Here is a 25,193-nt window from a genome sequence, read left to right on the forward strand (position 1 = left end):
AGGGCTGGGGTGAGGGGGATCGATCTCCCATACGATACAAATCCCAAACCTGACACCCACAAAAAAGCCCGAAACCATCACTGGCCCCGGGCTTTTTCACATCCGCCGAAAACTTACTCAGCCAGAACCTGACCCACCGTCGGGTCCTTGAACAGACGCGTCAGCGCATCGCTCAAGACATCGCTGACCAGTTTGGTGTTGGTTTCCTGGTTTGGCGCCATGCCGAAACGCTGGTCCAGCGAGGCACCGTAACGGCCGCTATAACGGCGGTTGGCGTTCTGCACATCGGAGCGGAAGGTTGCGCCAATGGTCGCTTCGGTCACGTACATACCTTCTTTCGGCGACTGATACTTCAGCTCGGCCAGGGTCACGGTCAACTGCGGAGCGTTGGGTGCGTTGTTGGTCGGGGTGAAGCCGAGCAAACGCACGGCGGCTTCAGCCTGAGCCTGCAACTTCGGCAGGATCTGCTCGCGCTGCACGGTGATGGCGCTGGTTTCCGGGTACAGGCCGCCACGGGTGCCCAAAGTTGGCGACGGACGACCGTCAACCACACGCACGACGACTGGCTGGCCACGGCCGACCGCTGGCAGCTGGGTGGTCAGCTTCGGCTCCGGGCTCAGTTGTTGCGGGCTGTGGGCGCAGCCGGCCAGGGTCAAACCGGCCACAGTGATCAAACCGAACAACAGGCGTTGCAACATGCTCTTCTCTCCAGAATCAGGCACAAACAGGCCGGCAGTATAGCGGTGGGCCACTGCGGGTAACCAGCGCCCGGCAGCGAATACTGAAATGTCTGACAAACCCGTGGGAAAGCGGTTCCTGTCACAGATTATTCACCCGGCATACACGTTCACGTCACGGCGCCTTGGCAACCTTGCAATCAGTCCCCCACAAGGTACTCAATCATGCGTTATCTGATCTCGTTGTTCGCGCCACGCCCGTTGCACCGCAGCTTCGCCCTGCTCGACCGCAATGGCCATTGCCAGGCATTCAAGCAGTGCAGCCTGCAGCCGATGGGCGACGGTTGGGTGGAAATCGAAGAAATCCGCCTCAACTGGTTGCACCAGCCACTGCCCGCCAGCGCCCGCGTCATAGCGTCGCAGCCCCGTGCACGGGTGCAAGCGATGTTGAGCATCTGACCGGATGCCTAATAAAAGTCATTAAACACGAGCAACTGCCCGCATTTCTTCGATACAATCTCCCCCCGATTATAAGGACGTCTCCTGATCGGGCCCCGCAACAGCGTCAATGCGCATGCATCGACACCCAAATCGCCCACAGAGAGCCGCCCACACAGATCGAGTGAAGTTGGCGCGCTTGCCTGTTCTTCCGGCAAAAACCCCGCTTTTCGCGAATCTGCAGAGCTGTCATGACGCTCGGCCACCGCGTTGTTTTGCCTTTGCGGGCAAGGTGCCAGGCCTGGACAGCCCTTTTTTGAGGTTCACGTCTTCAAAAGAGCGTGAAAAAAACGGGTTTTCACAACTTCACAAGAGTGTGGCGAGCAAATGAAAAGTTTTGCGTCTGAACATGCACCATTAGCGTCTGAAACAGCCCAACGACACAGGACCGGGTATACCTCGAATATCGGAGCCTGAAGCCTGTCCGCTACGGATTTGGTTGCACAAAAACGGATGTCTCGACCATAAGTCGAATTGCCAGCTGCGTGCTGAAATGAGTTCATGGAGCTCTTGAAAGCCAAGCCGCATACATCCGTCGAAGTTGCGAAAAATTGCGAAGATTCGGACATGGCGAACCTGACCATGGATAGCCTGGACATCACTGACCTGTCCCGGAACGCCTGGCAGCCATGCCGACAATTTGGTGCTGCAGATTTTGGAGACGCGTTAAATGGCGCATAACGAAGCAGTCGACGTAGTTCTGGTTGGGGCGGGCATCATGAGTGCCACCCTGGCCGTGCTGCTCAAAGAGCTCGACCCCGCGATCAAGCTGGAAGTCGTCGAGCTGATGGATTCCGGTGCTGCCGAGAGTTCCAACCCATGGAACAACGCCGGCACCGGTCACGCTGGCCTTTGCGAGCTGAACTACACGCCGCAAGCCGCCGATGGCACCGTCGACATCAAGAAAGCCGTGCACATCAACACCCAGTTTGAGGTGTCGAAGCAGTTCTGGTCGTACCTGACCAAGAAAGGCACGTTCGGCTCGTGCAAATCCTTTATCAGCCCGGTGCCGCACCTGAGTTTCGTTCAGGGCGACAAAGGCGTTTCCTTCCTCAAGGAACGTTTCGACGTCCTGCACAAGCATCACGCCTTCTCCGACATGGAGTACACCGAGGACAAGGCCAAGATGGCCGAGTGGATGCCGCTGATGATGCCGGGCCGCTCGCCGAGCGAAGTCCTCGCCGCGACCCGCGTGATGAACGGCACCGACGTCAACTTCGGCGCCCTGACCAATCAGTTGCTCAAGCACCTGACCAGCGCTCCCGACACTCAAGTCAAATACTGCAAGCGCGTTACCGGCCTCAAGCGTAACGGCGCTGGCTGGACCGTCAGCATCAAGGACGTCAACAGCGGCAGCAGCCGTGAAGTCGACGCCAAGTTCGTTTTCCTCGGCGCGGGTGGCGCGGCGCTGCCGTTGCTGCAGGCTTCGGGCATCGAGGAAAGCAAAGGCTTCGGCGGCTTCCCGATCAGCGGTCAGTGGCTGCGTTGCGACAACCCGGAAGTGGTCAAGCATCACCAGGCCAAGGTGTACAGCCAGGCCGCAGTGGGTTCGCCACCGATGTCGGTGCCGCACCTGGACACCCGCGTGGTCGACGGCAAGAAGTCCCTGCTGTTCGGGCCATACGCCGGTTTCACCACCAAGTTCCTCAAGCACGGCTCCTTCATGGACCTGCCGCTGTCGGTTCGCGCCGGCAACATCGGGCCGATGCTGGCCGTGGCGAAAAACAACATGGACCTGACCAAGTACCTGGTCAGCGAAGTGATGCAATCGATGGAGCAGCGTCTGGATTCCCTGCGCCGCTTCTACCCTGAGGCGAAAGCCGAAGACTGGCGCTTGGAAGTGGCCGGCCAACGGGTACAGATCATCAAGAAAGACCCGAAAAAGGGCGGCATCCTGCAGTTCGGTACCGAACTGGTGTCGGCCAAGGACGGCTCCCTCGCCGCCCTGCTCGGCGCTTCGCCAGGCGCTTCGGTGACCGTTTCGATCATGCTGGAACTGATCGAGAAGTGCTTCCCGGCCAAGGCCAAGGGTGAGTGGGCTGGCAAACTGGCGGAGATCTTCCCGGCCCGTGAAAAGGTCCTGGAAACTGATGCTGCGCTGTATCGCAAGATCAACACGCAGAACAACATCGCGCTGGAACTGGTTGAAGAAAGCAGCGAAACCCCAAGCTACGCTTGATCTTGCCGCATAAAAAAACGCCCCGTACTCAGTGAGTGCGGGGCGTTTTTTTATGGCCTTGAAAAGCAAAAGATCGTCCGATCGCGGCCCGAGCCTTCGGCAGCTCCTACAGGGTAAACACAAACTCTCTGTAGGAGTTGCCGCAGGCTGCGATCTTTTGATCTTAGCTGCGGGCCTTGTCGATCAGCCCGATGTACTCGGCCGCGTTGCGCTGATCCTTGATCTGAGCAACGAACGTCTGACCGTGCTCGTCCTTGCCATCCACGTCATAACCGGCGGCAACGAAGAACGTCAGAAACCGCTCGAAATCATCAATGCGCAGGCCACGGTAAGCCTTGATCAGTTTGTGCAGCGACGGCGAAGTGGCGTCGACCGGCTCAAAATCGAGGAACAGCTTGATCTGCTCATCGCCGATCTCGTCACCAATCACTTGTTTTTTATCTTTACGCATTGCCGACTCCAGCTCGCAGACATTACACGGGGCGGGCAGTTTACCCCTGCCCGGCCGCCCGGCTCAACGCGATCGCACCGCCCCGGTGTGCAAATCGGCCCAGATATGGCCATTGGCGTAACTGAGGAACTGCACATACATAGTGTCGTTGCGCAGCAGATCGATGATCACGCGGTATTGGGCCTGTGGATAAAACAGTGTGAGGGTTTTGCTCTTGTCGTCATAAACCGGCTTTTTCAGGCTTTTGCTTTCACCGTCGAAATTGACCAACACCTGAGTAATGGTCGCGCCTTTGTTGAGGGATTTGCCCTTGAGGCGAATCATCAATGGAGACGTGACCGGAATCGGTTGTTGATTGGACTGGCGTTGCGCGCCGACGACCACGGAATAATCAGTGACCTGCAGCAATTGCTGCTGCTCGGGCTCGGCATCGCGCACGGTCAGATCGTCCGGCGGCAGGAATTGACTGTGCATCGGCGCGGCGGAAAGAGGCAGGCAGAAGATCAAGGAAAACGCGGCGAGGCTGCGGATCAAGAGGCGCATGACAGGCTCCGGAAGGCGGGGCCGAGCACTCTAGCATGGGTATCGTGCAAACAAATGTAGGAGTGAGCCTGCTCGCGATAGCGGTCTGTCAGCAACGTTGATGTTGGCTGATACGACGCTATCGCGAGCAGGCTCACTCCTACAGGGGGTAGTGCTGGGTTCTTACATGCCTTTAACGGCAAAGATCCCGTTGGCGTTGCGCCAGTAGCCTTTGTAGTCCATGCCGTAACCGAAGATGTAGCGGTCGATGCACGGCAGGCCGACGAAATCGGCTTTCAGGTCTGGACGCGCCTTGCGGTCGTGATCCTTGTCGATCAGAACGGCGGTGTGCACTTTGCGCGCACCGGCGTGTTTGCAAAAGTCGATGATCGCGCCGAGGGTGTGACCTTCATCGAGGATGTCGTCGATGATCAGCACGTCGCGGTCGATGAACGAAACTTCCGGCTTGGCTTTCCAGAACAGGTCGCCGCCGCTGGTTTCGTTGCGATAACGGGTCGCGTGCAGGTAGGAGGCTTCCAGCGGGAACTGCAGATGCGTCAGCAGTTTGCCGGAGAAAATCAGCCCGCCGTTCATCACGCAGAACACTACCGGATTGCTGTCAGCCAGTTGTTCGTTGATTTGTGCACCGACGCGGGCGATGGCGGCCTCGACTTCAGCTTCGGTGTACAGGCAGTCAGCCTCTCGCATGATTTGACGGATATGCTCGAGATCAGCGGACATGGCGCTCTCCAGGGGGGATGTTTTCGGAAAAGCGGGCAAAGGTACGCATCCATTGAGGCCGAATCAAGCCTTTATGGACTAACGTACAGAATGTCCTATAGGACATCACCCTCGGATAGATTAATCTAGGCCGGTTTTTTTGCCCGCCGCCGGAGTTTTTCCATGCCCATCCTCGAGATCCGCCATCCGCTGATCCGTCATAAACTCGGCCTGATGCGCCGCGCCGATATCAGCACCAAGAACTTCCGTGAGCTCGCTCAGGAAGTCGGCGCCCTGTTGACCTATGAAGCTACAAAAGATTTGCCGCTGGAGTCCTACGATATTGCAGGCTGGTGCGGCACCGTGTCGGTCGAGAAGATCGCCGGCAAGAAGATCACCGTCGTGCCGATCCTGCGCGCCGGCATCGGCATGCTCGAAGGCGTGCTGAGCCTGATCCCGGGTGCCAAGGTTTCCGCTGTGGGCGTTGCCCGCAACGAAGAAACCCTGCAAGCGCACACTTATCTGGAAAAACTGGTTCCGGAAATCGACGAACGGTTGGCGATGATCATCGACCCGATGCTCGCTACCGGCAGCTCGATGGTGGCGACCATTGATCTGTTGAAGAAAGCCGGCTGCAAAGACATCCGCGCCATGGTGCTGGTGGCCGCGCCGGAAGGTATTGCCGCTGTAGAAAAGGCTCACCCGGACGTGACCATCTACACCGCGTCCATCGATGAGCGCTTGAACGAGCACGGTTACATCATCCCAGGACTTGGCGACGCCGGTGACAAGATCTTCGGCACCAAGCAGAAGGACGCGTGACCATGCAGCAAGAGTTCAACGATCCGCTCTGGCGTACGGTGTTGTCCGGCGCCCAGATGCTGTTCGTGGCTTTCGGCGCCCTGGTGCTGATGCCGCTGATCACGGGCCTGGACCCGAACGTGGCACTGTTTACCGCGGGTCTGGGGACGATCCTGTTCCAGATCGTCACCGGGCGTCAGGTGCCGGTGTTTCTAGCGTCGAGCTTCGCTTTCATCACCCCGATCATTCTCGCCAAGGGCCAGTTCGGCCTTGCTGCGACCATGGGCGGTGTGATGGCAGCCGGTTTCGTCTACACCTTCCTCGGTCTTGCCGTGAAGATCAAAGGCACCGGATTTATCGACCGCTTGCTGCCACCGGTGGTGATTGGTCCAGTGATCATTTCCATCGGCCTGGCCATGGCGCCGATTGCCGCGAACATGGCGATGGGCAAGGCTGGCGACGGTTCGGAACTGATCCACTACCAGACCGCAATGATGATCTCGATGCCGGCGCTGCTGACCACGCTGATCGTCGCTGTGTTCGGTAAAGGCATTTTCCGTCTGGTGCCGATCATTTCCGGCGTGCTGGTCGGTTTTGCCATGGCGTTCTATTTCGGTGTCGTTGATACCGCGAAGATTGCCGCAGCGCCATGGTTTGCGATCCCGCACTTCACCGCGCCGGAATTCAACTGGCAGGCGATTCTGTTCATCGTTCCAGTGGCATTGGCTCCGGCCATTGAACACATCGGTGGCGTGATTGCCGTCGGTAGCGTGACCGGTCGCGACTATCTGAAGAAGCCCGGCCTGCATCGCACCCTGCTCGGTGACGGCATTGCCACCACCGCCGCCGGTCTGTTCGGCGGCCCGCCAAACACCACCTACGCGGAAGTGACTGGCGCAGTGATGCTGACCAAGAACTACAACCCGAAAATCATGACCTGGGCGGCGATCTTCGCTATCAGCCTGGCGTTCATTGGCAAGTTCGGCGCGCTGCTGCAGAGCATTCCGGTGCCGGTGATGGGCGGGATTCTGTGCTTGCTGTTCGGCTCGATCGCGGCGGTGGGGATGAACACCCTGATCCGTCACAAGATCGATCTGGGCGAGGCGCGCAATCTGGTGATCGTGTCGGTGACGCTGGTGTTCGGCATTGGCGGTGTGCTGGTCGGCACCGGCACCGGTCCAGACGACTTCGGCCTCAAAGGCATCGCGTTGTGCGCGGTGGTGGCGATTGCGCTGAACCTGATTCTGCCGGGCAATGATGGCTGGAAGAACAAGAAGGCGGATGAGCCGCTGATCTAAGCCTTTAGATCTGATCGTTCCCACGCTCTGCGTGGGAATGCCTCTAGGGACGCTCTGCGTCCAGTGACGCGGAGCGTCACGGGCTGCGTTCCCACGCGGAGCGTGGGAACGATCATCACAGGGCCAGCGGCGCTCTTTCGCAGAGGGTTGCCAACGCCTTAGCCCATTGCCGGTCGTCATTCAGGCACGGCACCAGCACCAACTCTTCGCCCCCCGCTTCGCGGAACTGTTCCTTGCCGCGATCACCAATCTCTTCCAGCGTCTCGATGCAATCGGCGACAAACGCCGGGCACATCACCAGTATTTTCTTCACGCCGCTTTTCGCCAGCTCATCCAGCCGTGCCTCGGTGTAGGGTTCGATCCACTTGGCCCGGCCCAGACGCGACTGAAACGATACCGACCATTTGCCATCCGGCAGGCCCATGCGCTCAGCGAACAACGCCGCAGTACGCAGGCATTGCGCGCGATAACAGGTCGCCAATACCGCAGGCGAGGCGTTCTTGCAGCAGTCTTCATTCTTGAAGCAATGATTGCCGGTCGGATCGAGTTTGGTCAGGTGCCGCTCAGGCAGACCGTGGAAGCTCAGCAGCAAGTGATCGTAATCCTGCTGCAGATGCGGCCGGGCGCTTTCGACCAGCGCATCCAGGTATTCCGGCTGATCGTAGAACGGCTGCAGCACCGACAGTTGCACGTCGAGTTTCTTTTCGCGGATCACCCGCTTGGCTTCTTCGATCACTGTGGTCGTGGTGCTGTCGGCGAACTGTGGATACAGCGGTGCCAGCGTGATGCGCTTGTGCCCCGCCGCCACCAGTTTCAGCAGGCAGGTTTCAATCGACGGCTCACCATAACGCATCGCCAGCTCCACTGGCCCCTGCTTCCATTGCGCCTTCATCTGCTCTTGCAGGCGCCGGCTGAGCACCACCAGCGGTGAACCTTCGTCCCACCAGATCGACGCATAGGCGTGGGCCGACTGCTCCGGGCGCTTGATCAGGATCAGCGACACCAGCAAACGCCGCACCGGCCACGGCAGGTCGATCACGTACGGGTCCATCAGGAATTGATTGAGGTAGCGGCGCACATCGGCCACTGAGGTTGAGGCCGGGGAACCCAGGTTGACCAGAAGCAAGGCGTGATCGGTCATGCAACGTCCTATTTCAGAGGCGGCTGGAAAGATCGTCCAGGGCCGCGCGTAAATCCGTGAACTGGAAAGTGAAACCCGCTTCCAGCAAGCGTGCCGGCATAGCCTTCTGGCCGCCGAGCAACAGCAATGACATCTCACCGAGGCCGACCTTCAGCGCCAGGGTCGGCATCGGCATGAACGCCGGGCGGTGCAACACGCTGCCCAGTGTCTTGGCAAATTCGCGATTGCGCACAGGTTTCGGCGCGCACGCATTATAAGGACCACTGGCCTGATCACGATGCAGAAGAAAATCAATCAGGGCGATTTGATCGTTGATATGAATCCACGGCATCCACTGCCGGCCATTGCCCAAAGGCCCGCCGAGCCCGAGTTTGAACGGCAACAGCAAGCGCGACAAAAAGCCGCCCTCGGCCGACAGCACCAGACCCGTTCGCACCAGCACCACGCGAATGCCTTGTGTCTCGGCACGCTGTGCGGTTTCCTCCCAAGCAATACACAACTGACTGGCGAAGTCGTCGATCACCGGCGGCGAATCTTCAGTCAATTCGCGCTCACCGCCATCGCCATACCAGCCAATGGCTGATCCGGAGATCAGCAACGCTGGTTTCTGCGCGCGCGTGTCGAGCCAGGTCAACAGGGTTTCCGTGAGCGTGATACGGCTGCTCCACAGCAACGCTTTGCGTCGATGGGTCCACGGCCGATCGGCAATCGGCGCCCCGGCCAGATTGATGATCGCGTCCACAGGCTCTTCGCCAAGGTCTTCCAGACGCGCAATACCCCGCACCTGCGCACCACAGATTTTCGCGACTTTCTCCGGTTTGCGGCTCCACACCGTCAAGCGATGCCCCTGCTCCAACCAGTATCGGCAGAGCGCACGTCCGATCAAACCAGTACCGCCGGTCAGCAATATGTGCATGACATCTTCCTCGCGTGGCGTTTAACCCGGATCACTAGTCTATTTTTAAAAGCAGGGATCTTTTCTATCGGGCAGGCTCTATTGTTTAACCATAGGCCAAGCTGTCAGATCGAGAACGCTAGAAGTTATACCAAAAAACAAAATTGTACAGGTTTCATCCACGGCGTAGTCTGTACAGAAAGGTAAACGAGGCCCCTATGACTGTACCTATCGCAATCATCGGCACCGGCATCGCCGGACTTTCCGCCGCCCAGGCTCTGACAGAGACCGGGCATACCGTGCAATTGTTCGATAAAAGTCGCGGCAGCGGCGGGCGCATGTCGAGCAAGCGCAGCGACGCTGGCTCGCTGGACATGGGCGCGCAATATTTCACCGCGCGTGATCGGCGCTTCGTCACCGAAGTGCAGCGTTGGCAAAGCCTGGGCTGGGTCGCCGAGTGGACACCGCAGCTCTACACGTATCAGGGCGGGCAACTGAATCTGTCGCCGGACGAGCAGACGCGCTGGGTCGGGACGCCACGCATGAGCGCCATCACTCGTGGACTGCTCGATGGCTTGGAAGTGCACTTTGCCTGCCGCATCACCGAGGTCTTTCGCGGTGAAGAACACTGGCATCTGCAGGACGCCGAAGGCTTCACCCATGGCCCGTTCAGCCACGTGGTGATCGCCACGCCGGCCCCTCAAGCGACAGCCTTGCTGGCCGCAGCCCCGAAACTTGCCGGGGCCGCCGCCGGGGTGAAAATGGACCCGACCTGGGCTGTCGCCCTCGCCTTCGACACACCGCTGGATACGCCCATTGAAGGCTGCTTCGTGCAGGACAGTCCGCTCGACTGGCTGGCACGCAACCGCAGCAAGCCCGGACGTGACAACAGCCTCGACACCTGGGTGCTGCATGCGAGCAGCGCGTGGAGCCGGCAGCACATCGATCTGTCCAAGGAAGCTGTGATCGAGCAACTGCACGGTGCTTTTGCCGAATTGCTGCACAGCGCCATGCCCGCGCCAACCTTCAGCCTCGCCCACCGCTGGCTCTACGCACGTCCGGCGACGGGCCACGAATGGGGGACCCTGGCCGATGCTGATCTGGGTTTGTATGCTTGCGGCGACTGGTGCCTGTCCGGGCGCGTCGAAGGCGCTTGGCTCAGCGGCCAGGAAGCTGCGCGACGCTTGCACGAACACCTGCAATGAACCGCATCAATCCGCGTAAATTGCTGCTGTCGAAATGGACAGCAGCCCACCCGCAGAATCGTGAAAAACACTTTCTGGTGACCGAACTGTTTCGCGACGAGGAAGGCACGGTGCTGGAGGTTGAGTTGCAGGCGGTGTTGACCCAGCGTGCTGAGCGACTCGATTGGCAAACCCTCAAGAACAACGATCACTGGTTATTGGGTTGGCAATAACCCCCCCTGAGGCCTTCGCCTGCTCGCGATAGCGGTTTGTCAGTAACATCGATGTTGCCTGAGACGGCACCATCGCGAGCAGGCGAAGGCCTACAAGAAATCGCATCAACCGAAAAAGTTATACAAATAATTTGACTTGTACACCCATGAATCTATGCTGAGCAAAGTTGTACAGAGATCAACCTCTGTACAGGTATGGATTCGAGGTGCCCATGTCTGACTCTTGCGCAGCCAAACCCAAAATCGCCATCAGCGCCTGCCTGCTGGGCGCCGAGGTGCGCTACAACGGTGGACACAAGGAATACCGCCTGTGCAGCCGCACCCTCACCGAACATTTCGATTTCGTCCCGGTGTGTCCGGAAGTCGCGATCGGTATGGGCATCCCGCGCGAGCCGATCCGCCTTGTCGGCGAGGCCGAGCATCCGCAAGCGGTCGGCACGGTAAACCCGTCGATCAACGTCACTCAGCCATTGGCCGAGTACGGCACAAAAATGGCCGCCGAACTGAATGACATCTGCGGCTACATCTTCATGCAGCAGTCGCCGTCCTGCGGCCTCGAACGGGTCAAGGTCTACCACGCCAACGGCGCCCCGGTGAACGGCGGCGGGCGCGGGATTTACGCCCAGGCGTTCTGCGCACAGCACCCGGATCTGCCCGTGGAAGAAGCCGGGCGCCTCAACGATCCGGTACTGCGTGAGAACTTCATCACCCGTGTGTTCGCCTACAGCGAATGGCAACAGGTCCTCGCCAATGGCCTGAGCCGTCGCGCCCTCACCGAATTCCATTCGCGCTACAAATACTTGCTGATGGCGCACAACCCACTGCAATACAAAACGCTGGGCAAGTTGTTGGGCAATATGGCCGACACCGATCCCGCCGAACTCGGCCCGCGCTATTTCAGCGAACTGATGGCCGCCCTGAAGAAATGTGCCACGCGCGGCACTCACAGCAATGTCCTGCTGCACATCAGCGGTTATCTGAAGCAGGCGATCAGCGCCGAAGACAAACAGGAAATGCAACACGTCATCGGCCAATACCGCCAGGGCATCGTGCCGCTGGTGGTGCCGTTGACGTTGCTCAAGCATCACTTTCGCCTCCATCCGGATTCCTACATCGCGCAACAGGTTTACCTGCAACCGCACCCGGAAAACCTCAGCCTGCGAAACGCAATCTAATGAACAACAAAATGGATACCAGCGCCCAGGAAGACCTTGGCGCGGATTTTAAGAAAGCCCTCGACGAGGGCTGGCTACCGATTCGCGAAGTCGCGCGGCAGACCGGCGTCAACGCGATCACCCTGCGCGCGTGGGAGCGCCGCTACGGGTTGGTCGTGCCACAACGCACGCCCAAGGGCCACCGACTATATTCGGCCGAACATGTGCAGCAAATCCTGACCATCCTCACCTGGCTTAATCGTGGTGTTGCCGTCAGTCAGGTCAAGCCGCTGCTCGACGCACCACAGGCGTTCAGCGAATCGGTGGAAAACGACTGGCAGCATTTGCGCCAGACATTGCTGGCGGCCGTCACGCAGCTCAATGAACGCAGCCTCGACGACAGCGTCAATCAGGCCATGGCGCTCTACCCGCCACGCACGCTGTGCGAGCAATTGCTGATGCCGCTGCTGGCGGAACTGGAGCAGCGCTGGCAAGGCCAGTTCGGCGCGCAGATGGAGCGGGTGTTCTTTTATTCGTGGCTACGCAGCAAATTCGGCACACGCATCTACCATAACAATCGTCAGCTACATGGCGCCCCGCTGTTGTTGATCAATCACTCCGACCTGCCACTGGAACCTCATCTGTGGCTGTGCGCGTGGCTGATCAGCAGTGCCGATTGTCCGGTGCAAGTGTTTGACTGGCCGCTGCCGGCCACCGAACTGGCGCTGGCGGTCGAACACCTGCAGGCCCGTGGCGTACTGCTGTATTCCAGCAAAGCCATGAACCTTGCGCAGTTGCCCAAGCTGTTGAACGGAGTCAGTTGCCCAAAAATGCTGGTCGGACCAACGGTATGCATCCACCACGCCGAGTTGTCCGTAAAAACCTCCGAGATGGCTGATGTGTTCCTGGCGGAAGACGCGCTTCTTGCGCACCAGGAACTCGTTCAGCGCGGGCTGATTTAATGGACGCCGTGAGTGCCGACATGCAATTGATCTGGCTGCGCAGCGACTTGCGCCAACATGACAACACCGCCCTCGCGGCCGCCGCAGCGCGCGGCCCGACGGTCGCCGTGTACCTGTTGAGTCCGCAGCAGTGGCTGGAACATGACGATGCGCCGTGCAAGGTCGACTTCTGGTTGCGCAACCTCGATGAGCTGAGCAACAGCCTCGCCGCGTTGAATATTCCGTTGCTGATCCGTACTGCCGCGCATTGGGATCAAGCCCCAGCGGAACTGCTCAAGCTCTGTCGGCAACTGAAGATTGAAGCCGTCCACGTCAACGAAGAATATGGCGTCCATGAAAGCCGTCGCGATGCAGCGGTGGCGGACATGCTGAAGGCCGAGGGCATCACGTTTCACAGCTACCTTGATCAGTTGCTGTTCAAACCCGGCAGCGTGCTGACCAAGACCGAGAGTTACTTCAAGGTGTTCAGCCAGTTCCGCAAAGTCTGTTATGAACGCTTGCACCGCTCGATGCCTGCGTTGGTCAAGGCACCAGGCAAACAGGCAAAACTTGCCATCGACAGCGACCTGATTCCCGACTCCGTCAAAGGCTTCGCCACACCGAGCCAAACCCTGCGCGATCTGTGGCCGGCTGGCGAACAGGAAGCCCGGCGCCGTCTCGACACCTTCACCGACGCGCAGATCGACTACTACCAAAGCGAACGCGACTTCCCGGCCAAGCCCGGCACCAGTCAGCTCTCGGCATACCTCGCTGCCGGGGTGATTTCGCCGCGCCAATGCCTGCACGCCGCCCTGCAAAGCAATCAGGGCGAGTTCGAGAGCGGCAAGGTCGGTGCGGTTACCTGGATCAACGAGCTGCTGTGGCGCGAATTCTACAAGCATATTCTGGTCGGCTATCCACGGGTCTCGCGGCACCGCGCGTTTCGCCCGGAAACCGAAGCGCTGGCCTGGCGTGATGCACCGGACGATCTCGCCGCGTGGCAAGAGGCGCGCACCGGTCTGCCGATTATCGACGCGGCCATGCGCCAATTGCTCGAAACCGGCTGGATGCACAATCGCCTGCGCATGATCGTGGCGATGTTCCTGACCAAAAACCTGCTGATCGACTGGCGCGAAGGCGAGCGTTTTTTCATGCGTCACCTGATTGATGGCGACTTGGCGGCGAACAACGGCGGCTGGCAATGGAGCTCGTCGACGGGCACCGATTCGGCTCCGTACTTCCGCATCTTCAATCCGTTGAGCCAGTCGGAAAAGTTCGACAGCGAAGGCCTGTTCATCAAGCACTGGCTACCGGAACTGGCGGCTCTCAACAAGAAAGAAGTGCACAACCCGGCCGACGTCGGTGGTTTGTTCGGCGTGGCGGACTACCCGTCGCCGATCGTCAACCTCAGCACTTCGCGCCAGCGCGCATTGGCCGCCTTCAAGAACCTGCCTTCGCGTACGTCTTCCGGAGGCGATGATGAGTGAATTCCTGCGCCGCTTCGCCCGGCAATTTTCAGCGTTGAACAAAGACAACCTGCAAAACCTCGGCGAGCTGTACAGCGATGACATTCACTTCACCGACCCACTGCACGAGGTGCAAGGGTTGGCGCAATTGCGCGACTACTTCGGCGAGCTGTACGCCAACGTCAGCGAACTGCGCTTCGATTTTCATGGTTTCGACCAGATCGGCGACTGCGAAGGCTACCTGCGTTGGGTCATGAGTTATCGCCATCCGCGCCTGGCGGGTGGCCGTGTGATTCGTGTCAGCGGCTGCTCGCACCTGCTTTGGCACGACAAGGTTTATCGCCATCGGGATTATTTCGATGCCGGGGCGCTGCTGTATGAACACTTGCCAGTATTGGGCCGGGTCATCGCCTGGCTGAAAAGGAGAATGGGATGAGTCGTACACCTCCACGGCGCTATTGGTTGACCGGGGCCAGCAGTGGCATCGGCGCGGCGCTGGCTGAAGAGATCCTGAAAACCGGTGCGCACCTGGCGGTCAGTTCCCGTCAGATCGCCCCGCTCAAGGTCTTGTCGCAACGCTATCCGGGGCAAATTCTGGTGGTGCCGGGGGACCTGACCAACAGCCAGACGGTTCGCGAAATCGGCGAGCAGATCGCCACGGATTGGGGTTCGCTGGATTCGGTGATTCTCAACGCCGGCACCTGCGAGTACGTCGATGCCAAGCAGTTCGACGCCTCGATCATCGAGCATGTGGTGCGCACCAACCTGCTCGCCAGCAGCTACTGCATCGAGGCCGCGCTGCCGCTGCTGCGCAAAGGCACCGCGCCGCATCTGATCGGCGTGGCCAGTTCGGTCACCTACCTGCCGCTGCCACGGGCCGAAGCCTACGGCGCCTCGAAGGCCGGATTGCGTTACCTGTTCGAATCGCTGCGCATCGATCTGGCCGACGAAGGCATTGAAGTCACCGTGGTCAGCCCCGGTTTTGTGGAAACACCGCTGACCGCGAAAAACGATTTCCCCATGCCGTTGAGCTGGCCTGTGGATAAAGCCGCGCGGCACATCTTCGCCAAGCTCAAAGATCGGCCATTGGAAATCGCCTTCCCGGCGCTGTTCATGGCCGCGCTGTGGCCGCTGTCGAAACTGCCGGCACGCGTGCAACTGGCCATCGGCAAGCGCATGGTGCGCAAGTCGCCTCCGCTGACGGATCCGACATGAAAATTGCCATCGTCGGCAGCGGCATCGCCGGGCTTACCTGCGCTTACCTGCTCAATCGCCGCCATGAAGTGACGGTGTTCGAGGCGGGCGACTGGGTCGGTGGCCACACGCACACGGTAGACGTCACCGTCGCAGGGCAGCCCTACGCCGTGGACACCGGCTTCATCGTGTTCAATGACTGGACCTACCCGAACTTTATCCGCCTCCTCGGCCAGCTTGGCGTGGCGTTCAAACCGACCGAAATGAGTTTTTCGGTAACCGACCCGGACACCGGCCTGGAATACAACGGCAACAACCTCAACAGCCTCTTCGCCCAGCGCAGCAATCTGTTGTCGCCGGGGTTCTGGGGCATGTTGCGCGACATCCTGCGCTTCAATAAAGAAGCCCAGCGTGACCTCGTCGAACTGCGCATTGCCGCCGACACCACCCTCGACGAATACCTCAAGGCCGGCGGCTACGGCGAACGTTTCATCCTGCATTACATCGTGCCGATGGGTTCGGCGATCTGGTCGATGCCGATGGCGGAAATGCTCAACTTCCCCCTGCAGTTTTTTGTGCGGTTCTTCAAGAATCACGGGCTGTTGTCAGTCAGTGATCGGCCGCAATGGCAAGTCATCGAAGGTGGCTCGAGTGCTTACATCGCGCCACTGACGGCCGCGTTCAAGGACAGGATTCGGCTCAATTGTCCGGTTACCCGGGTCGATCGCGATGTGCATGGCGTAGTTATCCACAGCCCGGCAGGCCTCGAGCATTTCGATCGGGTGGTGTTCGCCTGTCACAGTGACCAGGCGCTGAAACTGCTGGCGGTGCCCAGCGAAGCCGAACGCGCGATCCTCGGTGCCCTGCCCTACGCCGACAACGAAGTAGTGCTGCACACCGACACGCGTTTGCTGCCAACGCGCAAACTTGCCTGGGCCAGCTGGAACTATCGACTCAGCGGCGCTGGCCATACTCACGCCGCCGTCACCTACGACATGAACATTCTGCAGGGCATTCAGAGCGACACCACGTTCTGCGTCAGCCTCAATCAGAGTGCCGGCATCAGCCCCGACAAAGTGCTTGCCCGCTACACCTACGCCCACCCGCAGTTCAGCCTCGCGGCCGTGGCCGCGCAGCAGCGCTGGGGCGAGCTGGATGGCGCGCAACACACACATTATTGCGGCGCCTATTGGGCCAACGGTTTCCATGAGGACGGTGTCGTCAGCGCCTTGCGCGTGGCCGCCGCGTTCGGGGAAAGCTTATGAACAGCGCCCTGTATAGCGGCTGGATCGGCCATCGGCGTTTTTCGCCGCGCCGCCATGAATTCCGTTACCGGATCGGCTTGCTCTACCTCGATCTCAGCGAACAGGACGCCGTGCTTGCACTGTCGCCGCTGGCCGGACGCAGTCGCTTTGCGCCGTTTTCATTTCGCGAGACTGACTACCTGAAGACCTTTACCGGCCGTGGCATACGCCTGATCGATGCCGTACGCCAGCAGGTCGGCATCGCCATCGGCCACGAACCGCAAGGCTCGATCTGCCTGCTGACCCAGGCGCGCAGTTGGGGGCTGTCGTTCAACCCGGTGAGTTTCTTTTACTGCCATGAGGCGGACGGGCAACTGGCGGCGATCGTCTGTGAAGTCACCAACACGCCGTGGGGCGAGCGCTATCACTATGTGTTGCCGGCGCGCCCGCCGGTCAATCTGCAGGATTTCCATCAGCACTTTGCCGTGGCCAAAGCCTTTCACGTTTCGCCGTTTCTGCCGCGCGATCTCGAATACCGCATGAGCTTCAGCCCCGCCGCGCAAAAACTCGGCGTGCACATGGCTGACTGGCAGGGCGAGCACAAACTGTTCGACGCGACGCTCAATCTGCAACGCGAAAGCCTCGACCGGCGCAGCCTGCATCGTTACCTGCGGCGCTTTCCGTGGATGACCGCGAAAACCGCCCTGGCCATTTACTGGCAAGCGCTGCGACTGCTGCTCAAACGCGCACCGATTTTTGCTCATCAGACTGCCGACGGCAGTTTTCAAACAGCCACTGTGCCTCCCAAGGAGCACCGCCATGAAATCCTCTAGTCTGTCGGTCAGTCGGCTCAGCACCAACGGTTTGACCGGGTCGCTGCTGCGCCGTGGCGTGCTGCGCCAATTGGCTCAGTTGAAAAACGGGCAACTGTTGGTGGTCGAGGACGGCGAACGCCTGATGTTCGGTACCCCGGGCAGTGCTTTGCTCGGGGAAATCCATGTGCTCGATCCGGCCGTCTGGGGCATGGTTGCCGGGAACGGTTCGATTGGCGCCGGCGAGGCCTTTATCCACGGCTACTGGAGTTCGCCGGATCTGACGGCCGTGGTCCGCGTGTTCGTCAGCAACCTCGACGTGCTCGATGCCATGGAGGGCGGTCTGGCCCGTCTCAGCCGGCCGTTGGTGCAAGGTCTGCACTGGCTCAACCGCAACACGCGCAAGGGTTCGCAGAAGAACATCGCCGCGCACTACGACCTTGGCAACGATCTGTTCGAGCAGTTTCTCGACCCGACCATGATGTATTCGGCGGCGCAGTTCCTGACCCCGGAAGACAGCCTCGAACAGGCGCAACTGAACAAACTCGAGCGGATCTGTCAGAAGCTCGCGCTGCAACCCAGCGACCATTTGCTGGAGATCGGCACCGGCTGGGGCAGCATGGCGCTGTATGCCGCGCAACATTATGGCTGCCGCGTGACCACCACGACCCTGTCGAAAGAGCAGTACGCGTTTACCGCGCAACGCATCGAACAACTGGGTTTGCAGGATCGCGTCACGCTGTTGCTCAAGGACTACCGCGACCTGACCGGCGAATACGACAAACTGGTGTCGATCGAGATGATCGAAGCCGTCGGGCACCGCTTCCTGCCGACCTACTTCAAACAGTGCGCGCAGTTGCTCAAGAGCAACGGCCTGATGTTGATCCAGGCGATCACCATCCGCGAGCAGCGTTACGAACAGGCCAAGCGCAGCGTCGATTTCATCCAGCGCTACATCTTCCCCGGCGGCGCCCTGCCCTGCGTGCAGAAAATGCTCGAAGTGGTCGGCCGCGACACCGACATGAACCTGCTGCACATGGAAGATTTCGGCCTGCACTACGCCCGCACCCTGCGCCTGTGGCACGAGAACTTCCGCCGCGCCCATGGCCGCTTGAGCGAACTGGGCTATGACGATTATTTCCTGCGGCTGTGGGAGTTTTACCTGTGTTACTGCGAGGGCGGTTTCCTCGAACGCACCATCGGCACCGCGCAGTTGCTACTGGCCAAACCCGCCGCAATGACTGCGCCGCTGCTCGGACGCTTCGATGCTTGAGCGTGTCGCCAATGCCGTACTGTTCCAGATCGGCTGGCTGACTTGCGTGCTCGGCGGCAACAGCCTGTGGTTGCTGGTCGCGCTGGCGGTGCTGGTGATCCATCTGTGCTGGGTCAGCAGTTGGGCGGCTGAGGGGCGTTTGATCCTCAGCGTGGTGATTGTCGGCACCGCTGTCGACAGTGTGTTGCGCGGTGCCGGGGTGTTCGCGTTTCAGGATCAGTCGCCGCTAATTCCGTTGTGGCTGATGTTGCTCTGGGCGTTGTTGGCGACCACCTTGCGCCATTGCCTGGCTTGGAGCGCGCGGCCCTGGTGGCTGGCGAGCTTACTCGGCGCTGTCGGCGGCGCGCTGTCGTATTACGCTGGCGGGCGCCTGGCCGGGGTGCAATTTCCCTATGGCGAACTGCCGACGCTGATCGGTATCGGCCTGCTCTGGGCGCTGCTGTTTCCGTTGCTGCATACGATGGCTCGGCGGCTGGCGCACTGAGCGTCTGTCAGACCTTTCACACGTGTGCCGGCCACTGCCTTACACTGCCGACCATGAAGACCATTCCCCACCAACAAATCACGGAACCGGCGGTCACTTGCTCGACCTGCGCGGCGTGTTGTTGCCAGCTCGAAGTGATGCTGATCACCGACACTGGCGTGCCTGATCGCTTTATCGATACCGATGAGTGGGGCGGCGAAGTGATGCTGCGTCTGGATGACGGCTGGTGCGCGGCGCTGGATCGCGACACGATGATGTGCACAATCTATGAGAAGCGCCCGCTGATCTGCCGCGAGTTCGAGATGGGCGCGCCGGAGTGCATTGAAGAACGCAAAGGCATCACGACTGCCTACCGCTGATCACAAGAACACCCCAAAACAAATGTAGGAGTGAGCCTGCTCGCGATAGCGGTCTTTCATTCAACATCTTCGTTGAACATGAAACAGCTTTCGCGAGCAGGCTCGCTCCCACAGGGGTCAAGCGTTTAGCCGTTAGAGCGGCATCGTGTAATGCAGCGAGTAACTTTCTACACCGTCGTTGTCACTGGCCAGACCGGCGTTGGAATAGTGTGTCGCACGAATCCCGACTTCATGCCCGCCATTGAAACGCAGACCAAAACCGAAACGGTCTTCGAACTGGAAAGAGCCGCCGAGATTATTGGATTCGTACTTGGTATTGGAGAACGCGGCTACGCCGATCCCCGCCTCGACATACGGTTTGACCGATTCACCGGCAAACTCATAAACAAATACCGGCGAGAACGACAGGCTGTTGTTACTGGAGGTCTTGTCACCTTCCCAGTAAGTGTAAGCCCCGCTCCAGTAACCGGTCAGGCGACCGACGTCACTTTGCAGCCAGCTCTTGTCCCAGTCGAAATTCATGCCCAAGCGGTACGTCATGGTCGAGTCGCTGGTGGCCCCCACCGCAAACTCAACACCTGCCGCTTGTGCAGTAATACTTTGCCCCATCAGTGCGGCCGCAATCGCGGCCAAGCAGAATAGTCGCTTCACGTTGAAACTTCCTTTTCCGGAACGATCGTTTGGTTTTCTAGATAACTCTTCGCTATAGAAGCTGGCGCCTACTTAGAAGTTCAGCTGATTTTTTAGTTATTTCACAATTTTTTTACAAGTCGAAGTTTTGCACTTCGCCAGCGTTTTGTCCGAGCAGTGGCAGGATGTTTTTGAAGTACTCAGGATCGGCGCTGGTCCAGAATCTGACCGGTTGGTTCGGGCCGACAGCGAGCAAATCGCGCTCCGCCAAAAGCCGCTGAAGTTGCCGCGCCACAGCAGCGCCAGTATCGATCAGGCTAATGTCCGCGGGGATCATCGACTTGAGCATCGGCTTGAGAAAGGGATAGTGGGTGCAGCCCAAAATGATCGTGTCGCAACCGCTGGCCAACAGTGGCTCGACATACCCTTGCAGCAACTGGCGCAACTCGGCGCTGTGCAGATCGCCGCTTTCAATCAGCTCGACCAGACCGGGACATGGCTGAGTAATCACGCGCACGTCGGTGGCAAAGCGATCAAGCAGTGCGGCGAACTTGGCGCTCTGCAACGTGCCGGTGGTGGCGAGCACACCGACCACTCCGCTGCGGGTCGCGGCAGCGGCAGGTTTGACCGCAGGCTCCATGCCGACAAGCGGCCAGTCAGGGAAATCACGGCGTAGATCGGCGACACCCGCGACCGTCGCAGTATTGCACGCGATGACCAAGGCCTTGGCGCCTTGCTCGCGGAAAAACCCGGCCATCACGCTGCAGCGCTGGCGAATGAATTCAGGGGTTTTCTCACCGTAGGGAATGTGCCCGCAATCAGCGACATAGAGCAGCGATTCATTGGGTAGCAAACGCTGGATTTCCGCCAGTACCGACAAGCCGCCGACGCCGGAGTCGAACACGCCGATCGGCGCTTCACGCATGGCGCGGACCACAGACGCTGCAACCCGGATCGCGTTTGACCCGCAACTCGCGGAAACGCGAACCGAGGGCATCGATCAACAACAAGCGCCCCACCAGTGGTTCGCCAAAACCGACCAAAACCTTCAAGGCTTCCAGTGCTTGCAGGCTGCCAACCAGGCCGACCAGCGGCCCGACCACACCGGCTTCGCTGCAAGTCAGTTCGGCTTCGCTGCCGTGCCCATATAAACAGTGGTAACACGGACTCTCGGCACGACGCGGGTCGAACACCGACAACTGCCCTTCCAGCCGAATCGCCGCGCCACTGACCAAAGGTTTGCACGCCGCCACACACGCGGCGTTGACCGCTTCGCGGGTGGAAAAATTATCGGAACAGTCGAGCACCAGATCCACCGCCGCCACGGCAGCAGCGAGAGAATCCTCGTCCAGTGCCTGACGATGAGCGATCAGTTGGATTTCTGGATTGATCGCCGTCAAACGCTTGAGCGCCGAGTCGACCTTGCTCATACCGACGCTGTCGGTGTCGTGAATAATCTGGCGTTGCAGGTTGGTCAGATCGACCGTGTCGAAATCCGCCAGATGCAATTCACCGACACCCGCCGCCGCGAGATACAAGGCAACCGGTGCACCGAGACCGCCGAGGCCGACGATCAACACGCGACTGTCCTTGAGCTTCAGTTGCCCATCGATGTCGATGTGTTGCAGCAGAATCTGCCGGCTGTAGCGCAGCAATTCCTGATCATTCAGCACGGCAGGCGCCCCAGACTGATGCGTTGATGGCCGCCCAGATCGGTGCGGCTGTGGACCTCTTCAAAACCGCGCGTGAGCAGCAAATCGCGCACGGCTTCGGCTTGATCATAGCCGTGTTCGAGCATCAGCCAGCCAGCGGCCTCCAGATGTTCCGGAGCCTGCGCGACGATCAAACGCAGATCGTCGAGTCCATCCTCACCGGCAACCAGCGCACTGGCCGGTTCGAAGCGCACATCGCCCTCGACCAGATGCGGATCGGCCGCAGCGATGTACGGCGGATTGCTGATGATCAACTGGAAACGCTGACCTTCCAGCGCGCTGAACCAATGACTGCTCAGCACCGTGGCGTTGTTCAAATGCAGACGCTGACGATTGCGTTCGGCCAAGGCCACGGCTTCGAGTACGCGATCCACGGCAGTGACTTTCCACGCCGGACGTTCGCTGGCCAAGGCCAACGCAATTGCGCCACTGCCAGTGCCGAGGTCGAGCACTTTGGCCGGCGTCGCGGGGAGCAACTCCAGCGCCGCTTCCACCAGCAATTCAGTGTCAGGACGCGGAATCAGCGTGTGCGGCGCGACTTCAAGATCGAGTTTCCAGAAGCCCTGCTGCCCGAGAATATAAGCCACCGGTTCACCGCTACGGCGGCGTTGCAAGTACTCGGCAAAAGTCAGCGCCGCTTCGCTCGGCACGATGCGCTCGGGCCAGGTGTGCAGAAAACTGCGCGATTTGCCCAGTGCAGCGGCGAGAAGCAACTCGGCATCCAGACGCGCAGTCGGTGAATCCGGCAATTCCGCGGCACGCAACAGGCTGGCAATGATGGTCATTTATTCACCTATCGCTGCGAGTTGGTCAGCCTGGTATTCGGCCAGCAATGGCTCGATCACCGCTTCAACGCCACCGGCAAGAATTTCGTCAAGGGAGTACAGGGTCAGGTTGACGCGATGGTCAGTGACCCGGCCCTGAGCAAAGTTGTAGGTACGAATTCGCTCGGAACGGTCGCCCGAGCCAACCAGCAATTTACGCTCGCTGGCGATCGCGTTGGCCGCCGCTGCGGTTTGCTGATCGTTGAGTTTGGCCGACAGCCAGGCCATCGCCCGAGCGCGGTTCTTGTGCTGGGAACGTTCTTCCTGACACTCGACGACAGTGCCGGTCGGTATGTGCGTGATGCGGATCGCCGAGTCGGTGGTGTTAACGTGCTGACCGCCGGCCCCGGAGGAGCGGAACGTATCGACGCGCAAATCCGCCGGGTTGATCTCGATGGCTTCGCGCTCGTCCGGCTCGGGCAATACCGCCACGGTGCAGGCCGAGGTGTGGATACGGCCCTGTGATTCGGTAGCAGGCACGCGCTGTACGCGGTGCGCACCGGATTCGAATTTCAGCTTGCCGTAAACGTTGTCGCCTTCGATGCGGGCGATGACTTCTTTATAGCCACCGTGTTCGCCTTCGTTTTCCGACAGGATCTCGACACGCCAGCCGCGCCGCTCGGCGTAACGCGAGTACATGCGGAACAGGTCGCCGGAGAAGATCGCCGCCTCGTCGCCACCGGTGCCGGCACGGATTTCGAGAAAGACGTTACGGCCGTCGTTGGGATCCTTGGGCAGCAACATGCGTTGCAGGTCGGCTTCCAGGGTGATCAGCAATTCCTTGGCTTCGCGGACTTCTTCCACGGCCATTTCACGCATGTCCGGGTCGCTGTCCTTGAGCAGCGCCTGCGCGCCTTCAAGATCGCTTTGTACGCTGAGCAGCTTTTTATAGCCTTGTACCACCGGCTCAAGTTCGGCGTATTCCTTGGAATAAGCGCGGAATTTGGCCTGATCGGCAATGACTTCGCCGTCGCCGAGCAGCGCGGTCAGTTCCTCGAAACGGTCCTGGAGGATGTCCAGCTTATTGAGCAGTGACGCTTTCATTGCGGTTTTTTATCCGAAAAGCTATCCGGTGAGCCCTCGAGGGCAAAGAGTTCCTGGGCCATGGCCAGCGCATCGAGGCGGCCTTCGGCAGAAAGCTTTTTCAGTTGCACACTGGGCGCATGCAACAGTTTATTGGTCAGGCCACGGGCCAGTTGTCCGAGCACGTCTTCGGCGTTGCCGCCATTGGCCAGCAGGCGCAGGGCTTTTTGCAGCTCCTCGTCGCGCAGGCGTTCGCTTTGTTGACGATAGGCCTTGAGCACATCGACCGCCGCCAGTTCGCGCAGGCGCACCATGAAATCGTCAGCGCCGACCGAGACCATCTCTTCGGCGGCTTGCGCTGCGCCTTGGCGGCTCTTGAGGTTTTCGGCGACCACTTCGTGGAGATCGTCAACGCTGTAGAGGTAAACGTCGTCCAACTCGCCGACTTCCGGCTCGATATCCCGGGGAACGGCGATGTCGACCATAAAGATCGGTTTGTGCTTGCGCAGTTTCAATGCGCTTTCCACCGCGCCCTTGCCAAGAATCGGCAACTGACTGGCGGTTGAACTGATGACGATATCGCTGCGCACCAGTTCGGCCGGGATGTCCGAGAGCAACACCGCGTGAGCACCGAATTGCTCGGCCAGCAGACTGGCCCGTTCCAGAGTGCGGTTGGCAACGACGATGCGCTTGACGCCCAGTTCGTGCAAATGGCGGGCGACCAAAGTGATGGTCTCGCCGGCGCCGATCAACAAAGCCTGACTGCGCTGCAAATCACTGAAAATCTGCTTGGCCAGGCTGACGGCGGCAAACGCCACTGATACCGGGTTTTCACCGATGGCGGTGTCGGTGCGTACCTGTTTGGCGGCATTGAAGGTTGCCTGAAACAGCCGCCCCAGCAGCGGCCCGATGGTGCCGGCCTCGCGGGCCACGGCGTAGGCCGATTTCATTTGACCGAGAATTTGCGGCTCGCCCAGCACCAGCGAGTCGAGCCCGGAGGCGACGCGCATCATGTGACGAACTGCCGCATCATCTTCATGCACATAAGCACTCGCGCGCAGCTCATCGAGGCTTAAATGGTGATAGTCGGCCAGCCAGCGCAGCACGATATCGGCCGAAAGCTGATCCTGTTCTATATAAAGCTCACTGCGATTGCAGGTGGAGAGGATCGCAGCTTCGCGGCTGTCGGTCAGTCGGCAGAGCTGCTGCAAGGCCTCCACCAGCTGTTCAGGAGTAAAAGCCACGCGCTCGCGGACGTCTACTGAAGCAGTCTTGTGGTTGATACCGAGTGCAAGGAAGGCCATTCAAGGTCGCTGATGGTGACGTGAAGCCGGCAATTGTCCACCTTCGAAAGATTCAGAACAACTACCGCTGACTATTGTCCCAATCGTCAGCCCCTATAATGGGCACAATTGAGTCTCGGTTATGTTTGGCCGAAGGCTTGTGTCATGATGATCCGACCGCAGGTTAGTCGTCCT

General features: G+C 59.8%; 28 protein-coding genes. 16 read left to right on the forward strand and 12 right to left on the reverse strand.

Going from position 1 to position 25,193, the window contains the following annotated elements:
• Window positions 1–113: 113 nt before the first annotated feature.
• Window positions 114–698, reverse strand: a complete 585-nt coding sequence (locus tag CKW14_RS17750) for a YajG family lipoprotein (RefSeq protein ID WP_007912832.1) — start codon at window positions 696–698, stop codon at window positions 114–116.
• A 204-nt stretch (window positions 699–902) separates the two neighbouring features.
• On the opposite strand from CKW14_RS17750, the gene CKW14_RS17755 reads away from it, so the two are divergent.
• Window positions 903–1,136 (forward strand): hypothetical protein, encoded by a 234-nt coding sequence (locus tag CKW14_RS17755; RefSeq protein WP_007912834.1) that lies wholly within the window; start codon window positions 903–905, stop codon window positions 1,134–1,136.
• A gap of 709 nt (window positions 1,137–1,845) precedes the next feature.
• Window positions 1,846–3,354, forward strand: coding sequence for a malate dehydrogenase (quinone) (gene mqo / locus CKW14_RS17765; protein WP_095125782.1), 1,509 nt, complete (start codon window positions 1,846–1,848; stop codon window positions 3,352–3,354).
• 163 nt (window positions 3,355–3,517) lie between these two features.
• Here mqo and CKW14_RS17770 read toward each other — a convergent pair whose 3' ends face one another.
• From CKW14_RS17770 to CKW14_RS17780, 3 genes are all read right to left on the reverse strand, one after another.
• Window positions 3,518–3,805, reverse strand: coding sequence for a PA4642 family protein (locus CKW14_RS17770; RefSeq protein ID WP_095050623.1), 288 nt, complete (start codon window positions 3,803–3,805; stop codon window positions 3,518–3,520).
• A 63-nt stretch (window positions 3,806–3,868) separates the two neighbouring features.
• On the reverse strand, window positions 3,869–4,348 hold the full coding sequence (locus tag CKW14_RS17775; protein ID WP_095125783.1) for a hypothetical protein: 480 nt from the start codon (window positions 4,346–4,348) through the stop codon (window positions 3,869–3,871).
• A gap of 162 nt (window positions 4,349–4,510) precedes the next feature.
• Window positions 4,511–5,068: a hypoxanthine-guanine phosphoribosyltransferase gene (locus CKW14_RS17780; protein ID WP_008086142.1), complete on the reverse strand. Its 558-nt coding sequence runs from the start codon at window positions 5,066–5,068 to the stop codon at window positions 4,511–4,513.
• 162 nt (window positions 5,069–5,230) lie between these two features.
• On the opposite strand from CKW14_RS17780, the gene upp reads away from it, so the two are divergent.
• Both upp and CKW14_RS17790 read left to right on the forward strand, forming a co-directional pair.
• Window positions 5,231–5,869: a uracil phosphoribosyltransferase gene (upp, locus tag CKW14_RS17785; RefSeq protein ID WP_007912842.1), complete on the forward strand. Its 639-nt coding sequence runs from the start codon at window positions 5,231–5,233 to the stop codon at window positions 5,867–5,869.
• A 2-nt stretch (window positions 5,870–5,871) separates the two neighbouring features.
• The gene (locus CKW14_RS17790) at window positions 5,872–7,146 is read left to right on the forward strand and encodes a uracil-xanthine permease family protein (RefSeq protein ID WP_007912843.1); all 1,275 of its coding nucleotides are present in this window, start codon (window positions 5,872–5,874) and stop codon (window positions 7,144–7,146) included.
• A 115-nt stretch (window positions 7,147–7,261) separates the two neighbouring features.
• On the opposite strand, the gene hemH is transcribed toward CKW14_RS17790, so the two are convergent.
• Window positions 7,262–8,287, reverse strand: coding sequence for a ferrochelatase (hemH, locus tag CKW14_RS17795; RefSeq protein ID WP_095050621.1), 1,026 nt, complete (start codon window positions 8,285–8,287; stop codon window positions 7,262–7,264).
• 13 nt (window positions 8,288–8,300) lie between these two features.
• Window positions 8,301–9,203: a TIGR01777 family oxidoreductase gene (locus tag CKW14_RS17800; protein ID WP_095125784.1), complete on the reverse strand. Its 903-nt coding sequence runs from the start codon at window positions 9,201–9,203 to the stop codon at window positions 8,301–8,303.
• Between the two features lie 197 nt (window positions 9,204–9,400).
• Here CKW14_RS17800 and CKW14_RS17805 point away from each other — a divergent pair, with 197 nt between their 5' ends.
• From CKW14_RS17805 to CKW14_RS17860, 12 genes are all read left to right on the forward strand, one after another.
• Window positions 9,401–10,387, forward strand: coding sequence for an NAD(P)/FAD-dependent oxidoreductase (locus tag CKW14_RS17805; RefSeq protein ID WP_095050619.1), 987 nt, complete (start codon window positions 9,401–9,403; stop codon window positions 10,385–10,387).
• Entirely contained in the window at window positions 10,384–10,599 is a 216-nt protein-coding gene (locus CKW14_RS17810) for a TIGR02450 family Trp-rich protein (protein WP_095125785.1), read from the forward strand. Before CKW14_RS17805 ends, CKW14_RS17810 begins: the two co-directional genes overlap by 4 nt.
• Window positions 10,600–10,811: 212 nt before the next feature.
• Window positions 10,812–11,774: a DUF523 and DUF1722 domain-containing protein gene (locus CKW14_RS17815; RefSeq protein WP_095125786.1), complete on the forward strand. Its 963-nt coding sequence runs from the start codon at window positions 10,812–10,814 to the stop codon at window positions 11,772–11,774.
• The gene (locus tag CKW14_RS17820; RefSeq protein WP_095125787.1) at window positions 11,774–12,715 is read left to right on the forward strand and encodes a MerR family transcriptional regulator; all 942 of its coding nucleotides are present in this window, start codon (window positions 11,774–11,776) and stop codon (window positions 12,713–12,715) included. The genes CKW14_RS17815 and CKW14_RS17820 overlap by 1 nt, the downstream gene beginning before the upstream one ends.
• Before the next feature lie 20 nt (window positions 12,716–12,735).
• Entirely contained in the window at window positions 12,736–14,181 is a 1,446-nt protein-coding gene (gene phrB / locus CKW14_RS17825; protein WP_176471302.1) for a deoxyribodipyrimidine photo-lyase, read from the forward strand.
• Window positions 14,174–14,596, forward strand: coding sequence for a nuclear transport factor 2 family protein (locus CKW14_RS17830; protein ID WP_093441392.1), 423 nt, complete (start codon window positions 14,174–14,176; stop codon window positions 14,594–14,596). Before phrB ends, CKW14_RS17830 begins: the two co-directional genes overlap by 8 nt.
• Complete coding sequence (locus CKW14_RS17835; protein ID WP_095125789.1) at window positions 14,593–15,375, forward strand: SDR family oxidoreductase; 783 nt, start codon at window positions 14,593–14,595, stop codon at window positions 15,373–15,375. The genes CKW14_RS17830 and CKW14_RS17835 overlap by 4 nt, the downstream gene beginning before the upstream one ends.
• Entirely contained in the window at window positions 15,372–16,619 is a 1,248-nt protein-coding gene (locus CKW14_RS17840) for an NAD(P)/FAD-dependent oxidoreductase (protein ID WP_095050613.1), read from the forward strand. Before CKW14_RS17835 ends, CKW14_RS17840 begins: the two co-directional genes overlap by 4 nt.
• Entirely contained in the window at window positions 16,616–17,431 is an 816-nt protein-coding gene (locus tag CKW14_RS17845; RefSeq protein WP_095125790.1) for a DUF1365 domain-containing protein, read from the forward strand. The genes CKW14_RS17840 and CKW14_RS17845 overlap by 4 nt, the downstream gene beginning before the upstream one ends.
• Window positions 17,418–18,683 (forward strand): cyclopropane-fatty-acyl-phospholipid synthase family protein, encoded by a 1,266-nt coding sequence (locus CKW14_RS17850; protein ID WP_095125791.1) that lies wholly within the window; start codon window positions 17,418–17,420, stop codon window positions 18,681–18,683. The genes CKW14_RS17845 and CKW14_RS17850 overlap by 14 nt, the downstream gene beginning before the upstream one ends.
• A complete protein-coding gene (locus CKW14_RS17855) occupies window positions 18,676–19,167 on the forward strand; it encodes a DUF2878 domain-containing protein (protein ID WP_095050611.1) in 492 nt (163 codons plus the stop codon). Before CKW14_RS17850 ends, CKW14_RS17855 begins: the two co-directional genes overlap by 8 nt.
• 53 nt (window positions 19,168–19,220) lie before the next feature.
• A complete protein-coding gene (locus CKW14_RS17860) occupies window positions 19,221–19,526 on the forward strand; it encodes a YkgJ family cysteine cluster protein (protein WP_077574517.1) in 306 nt (101 codons plus the stop codon).
• Window positions 19,527–19,658: 132 nt separating this feature from the next.
• Here the strand turns inward: CKW14_RS17860 and CKW14_RS17865 are convergent, their stop codons facing one another.
• From CKW14_RS17865 to hemA, 6 genes are all read right to left on the reverse strand, one after another.
• Window positions 19,659–20,177, reverse strand: a complete 519-nt coding sequence (locus tag CKW14_RS17865) for an acyloxyacyl hydrolase (RefSeq protein WP_095125792.1) — start codon at window positions 20,175–20,177, stop codon at window positions 19,659–19,661.
• Between the two features lie 112 nt (window positions 20,178–20,289).
• Window positions 20,290–21,081 (reverse strand): glutamate racemase, encoded by a 792-nt coding sequence (gene murI, locus CKW14_RS17870; protein ID WP_095050609.1) that lies wholly within the window; start codon window positions 21,079–21,081, stop codon window positions 20,290–20,292.
• Window positions 21,074–21,829: a molybdopterin-synthase adenylyltransferase MoeB gene (locus CKW14_RS17875; protein ID WP_095125793.1), complete on the reverse strand. Its 756-nt coding sequence runs from the start codon at window positions 21,827–21,829 to the stop codon at window positions 21,074–21,076. The genes murI and CKW14_RS17875 overlap by 8 nt, the downstream gene beginning before the upstream one ends.
• Window positions 21,823–22,653, reverse strand: coding sequence for a peptide chain release factor N(5)-glutamine methyltransferase (gene prmC / locus CKW14_RS17880; protein WP_095050607.1), 831 nt, complete (start codon window positions 22,651–22,653; stop codon window positions 21,823–21,825). Before prmC ends, CKW14_RS17875 begins: the two co-directional genes overlap by 7 nt.
• A complete protein-coding gene (gene prfA, locus CKW14_RS17885) occupies window positions 22,654–23,736 on the reverse strand; it encodes a peptide chain release factor 1 (RefSeq protein ID WP_095050606.1) in 1,083 nt (360 codons plus the stop codon).
• Complete coding sequence (gene hemA, locus CKW14_RS17890) at window positions 23,733–25,019, reverse strand: glutamyl-tRNA reductase (RefSeq protein ID WP_007951716.1); 1,287 nt, start codon at window positions 25,017–25,019, stop codon at window positions 23,733–23,735. The genes prfA and hemA overlap by 4 nt, the downstream gene beginning before the upstream one ends.
• Between the last annotated feature and the right edge of the window lie 174 nt (window positions 25,020–25,193).

This window comes from Pseudomonas sp. Irchel s3a12, from assembly GCF_900187485.1.
GTDB classification, from domain to species: domain Bacteria; phylum Pseudomonadota; class Gammaproteobacteria; order Pseudomonadales; family Pseudomonadaceae; genus Aquipseudomonas; species Aquipseudomonas neuropathica.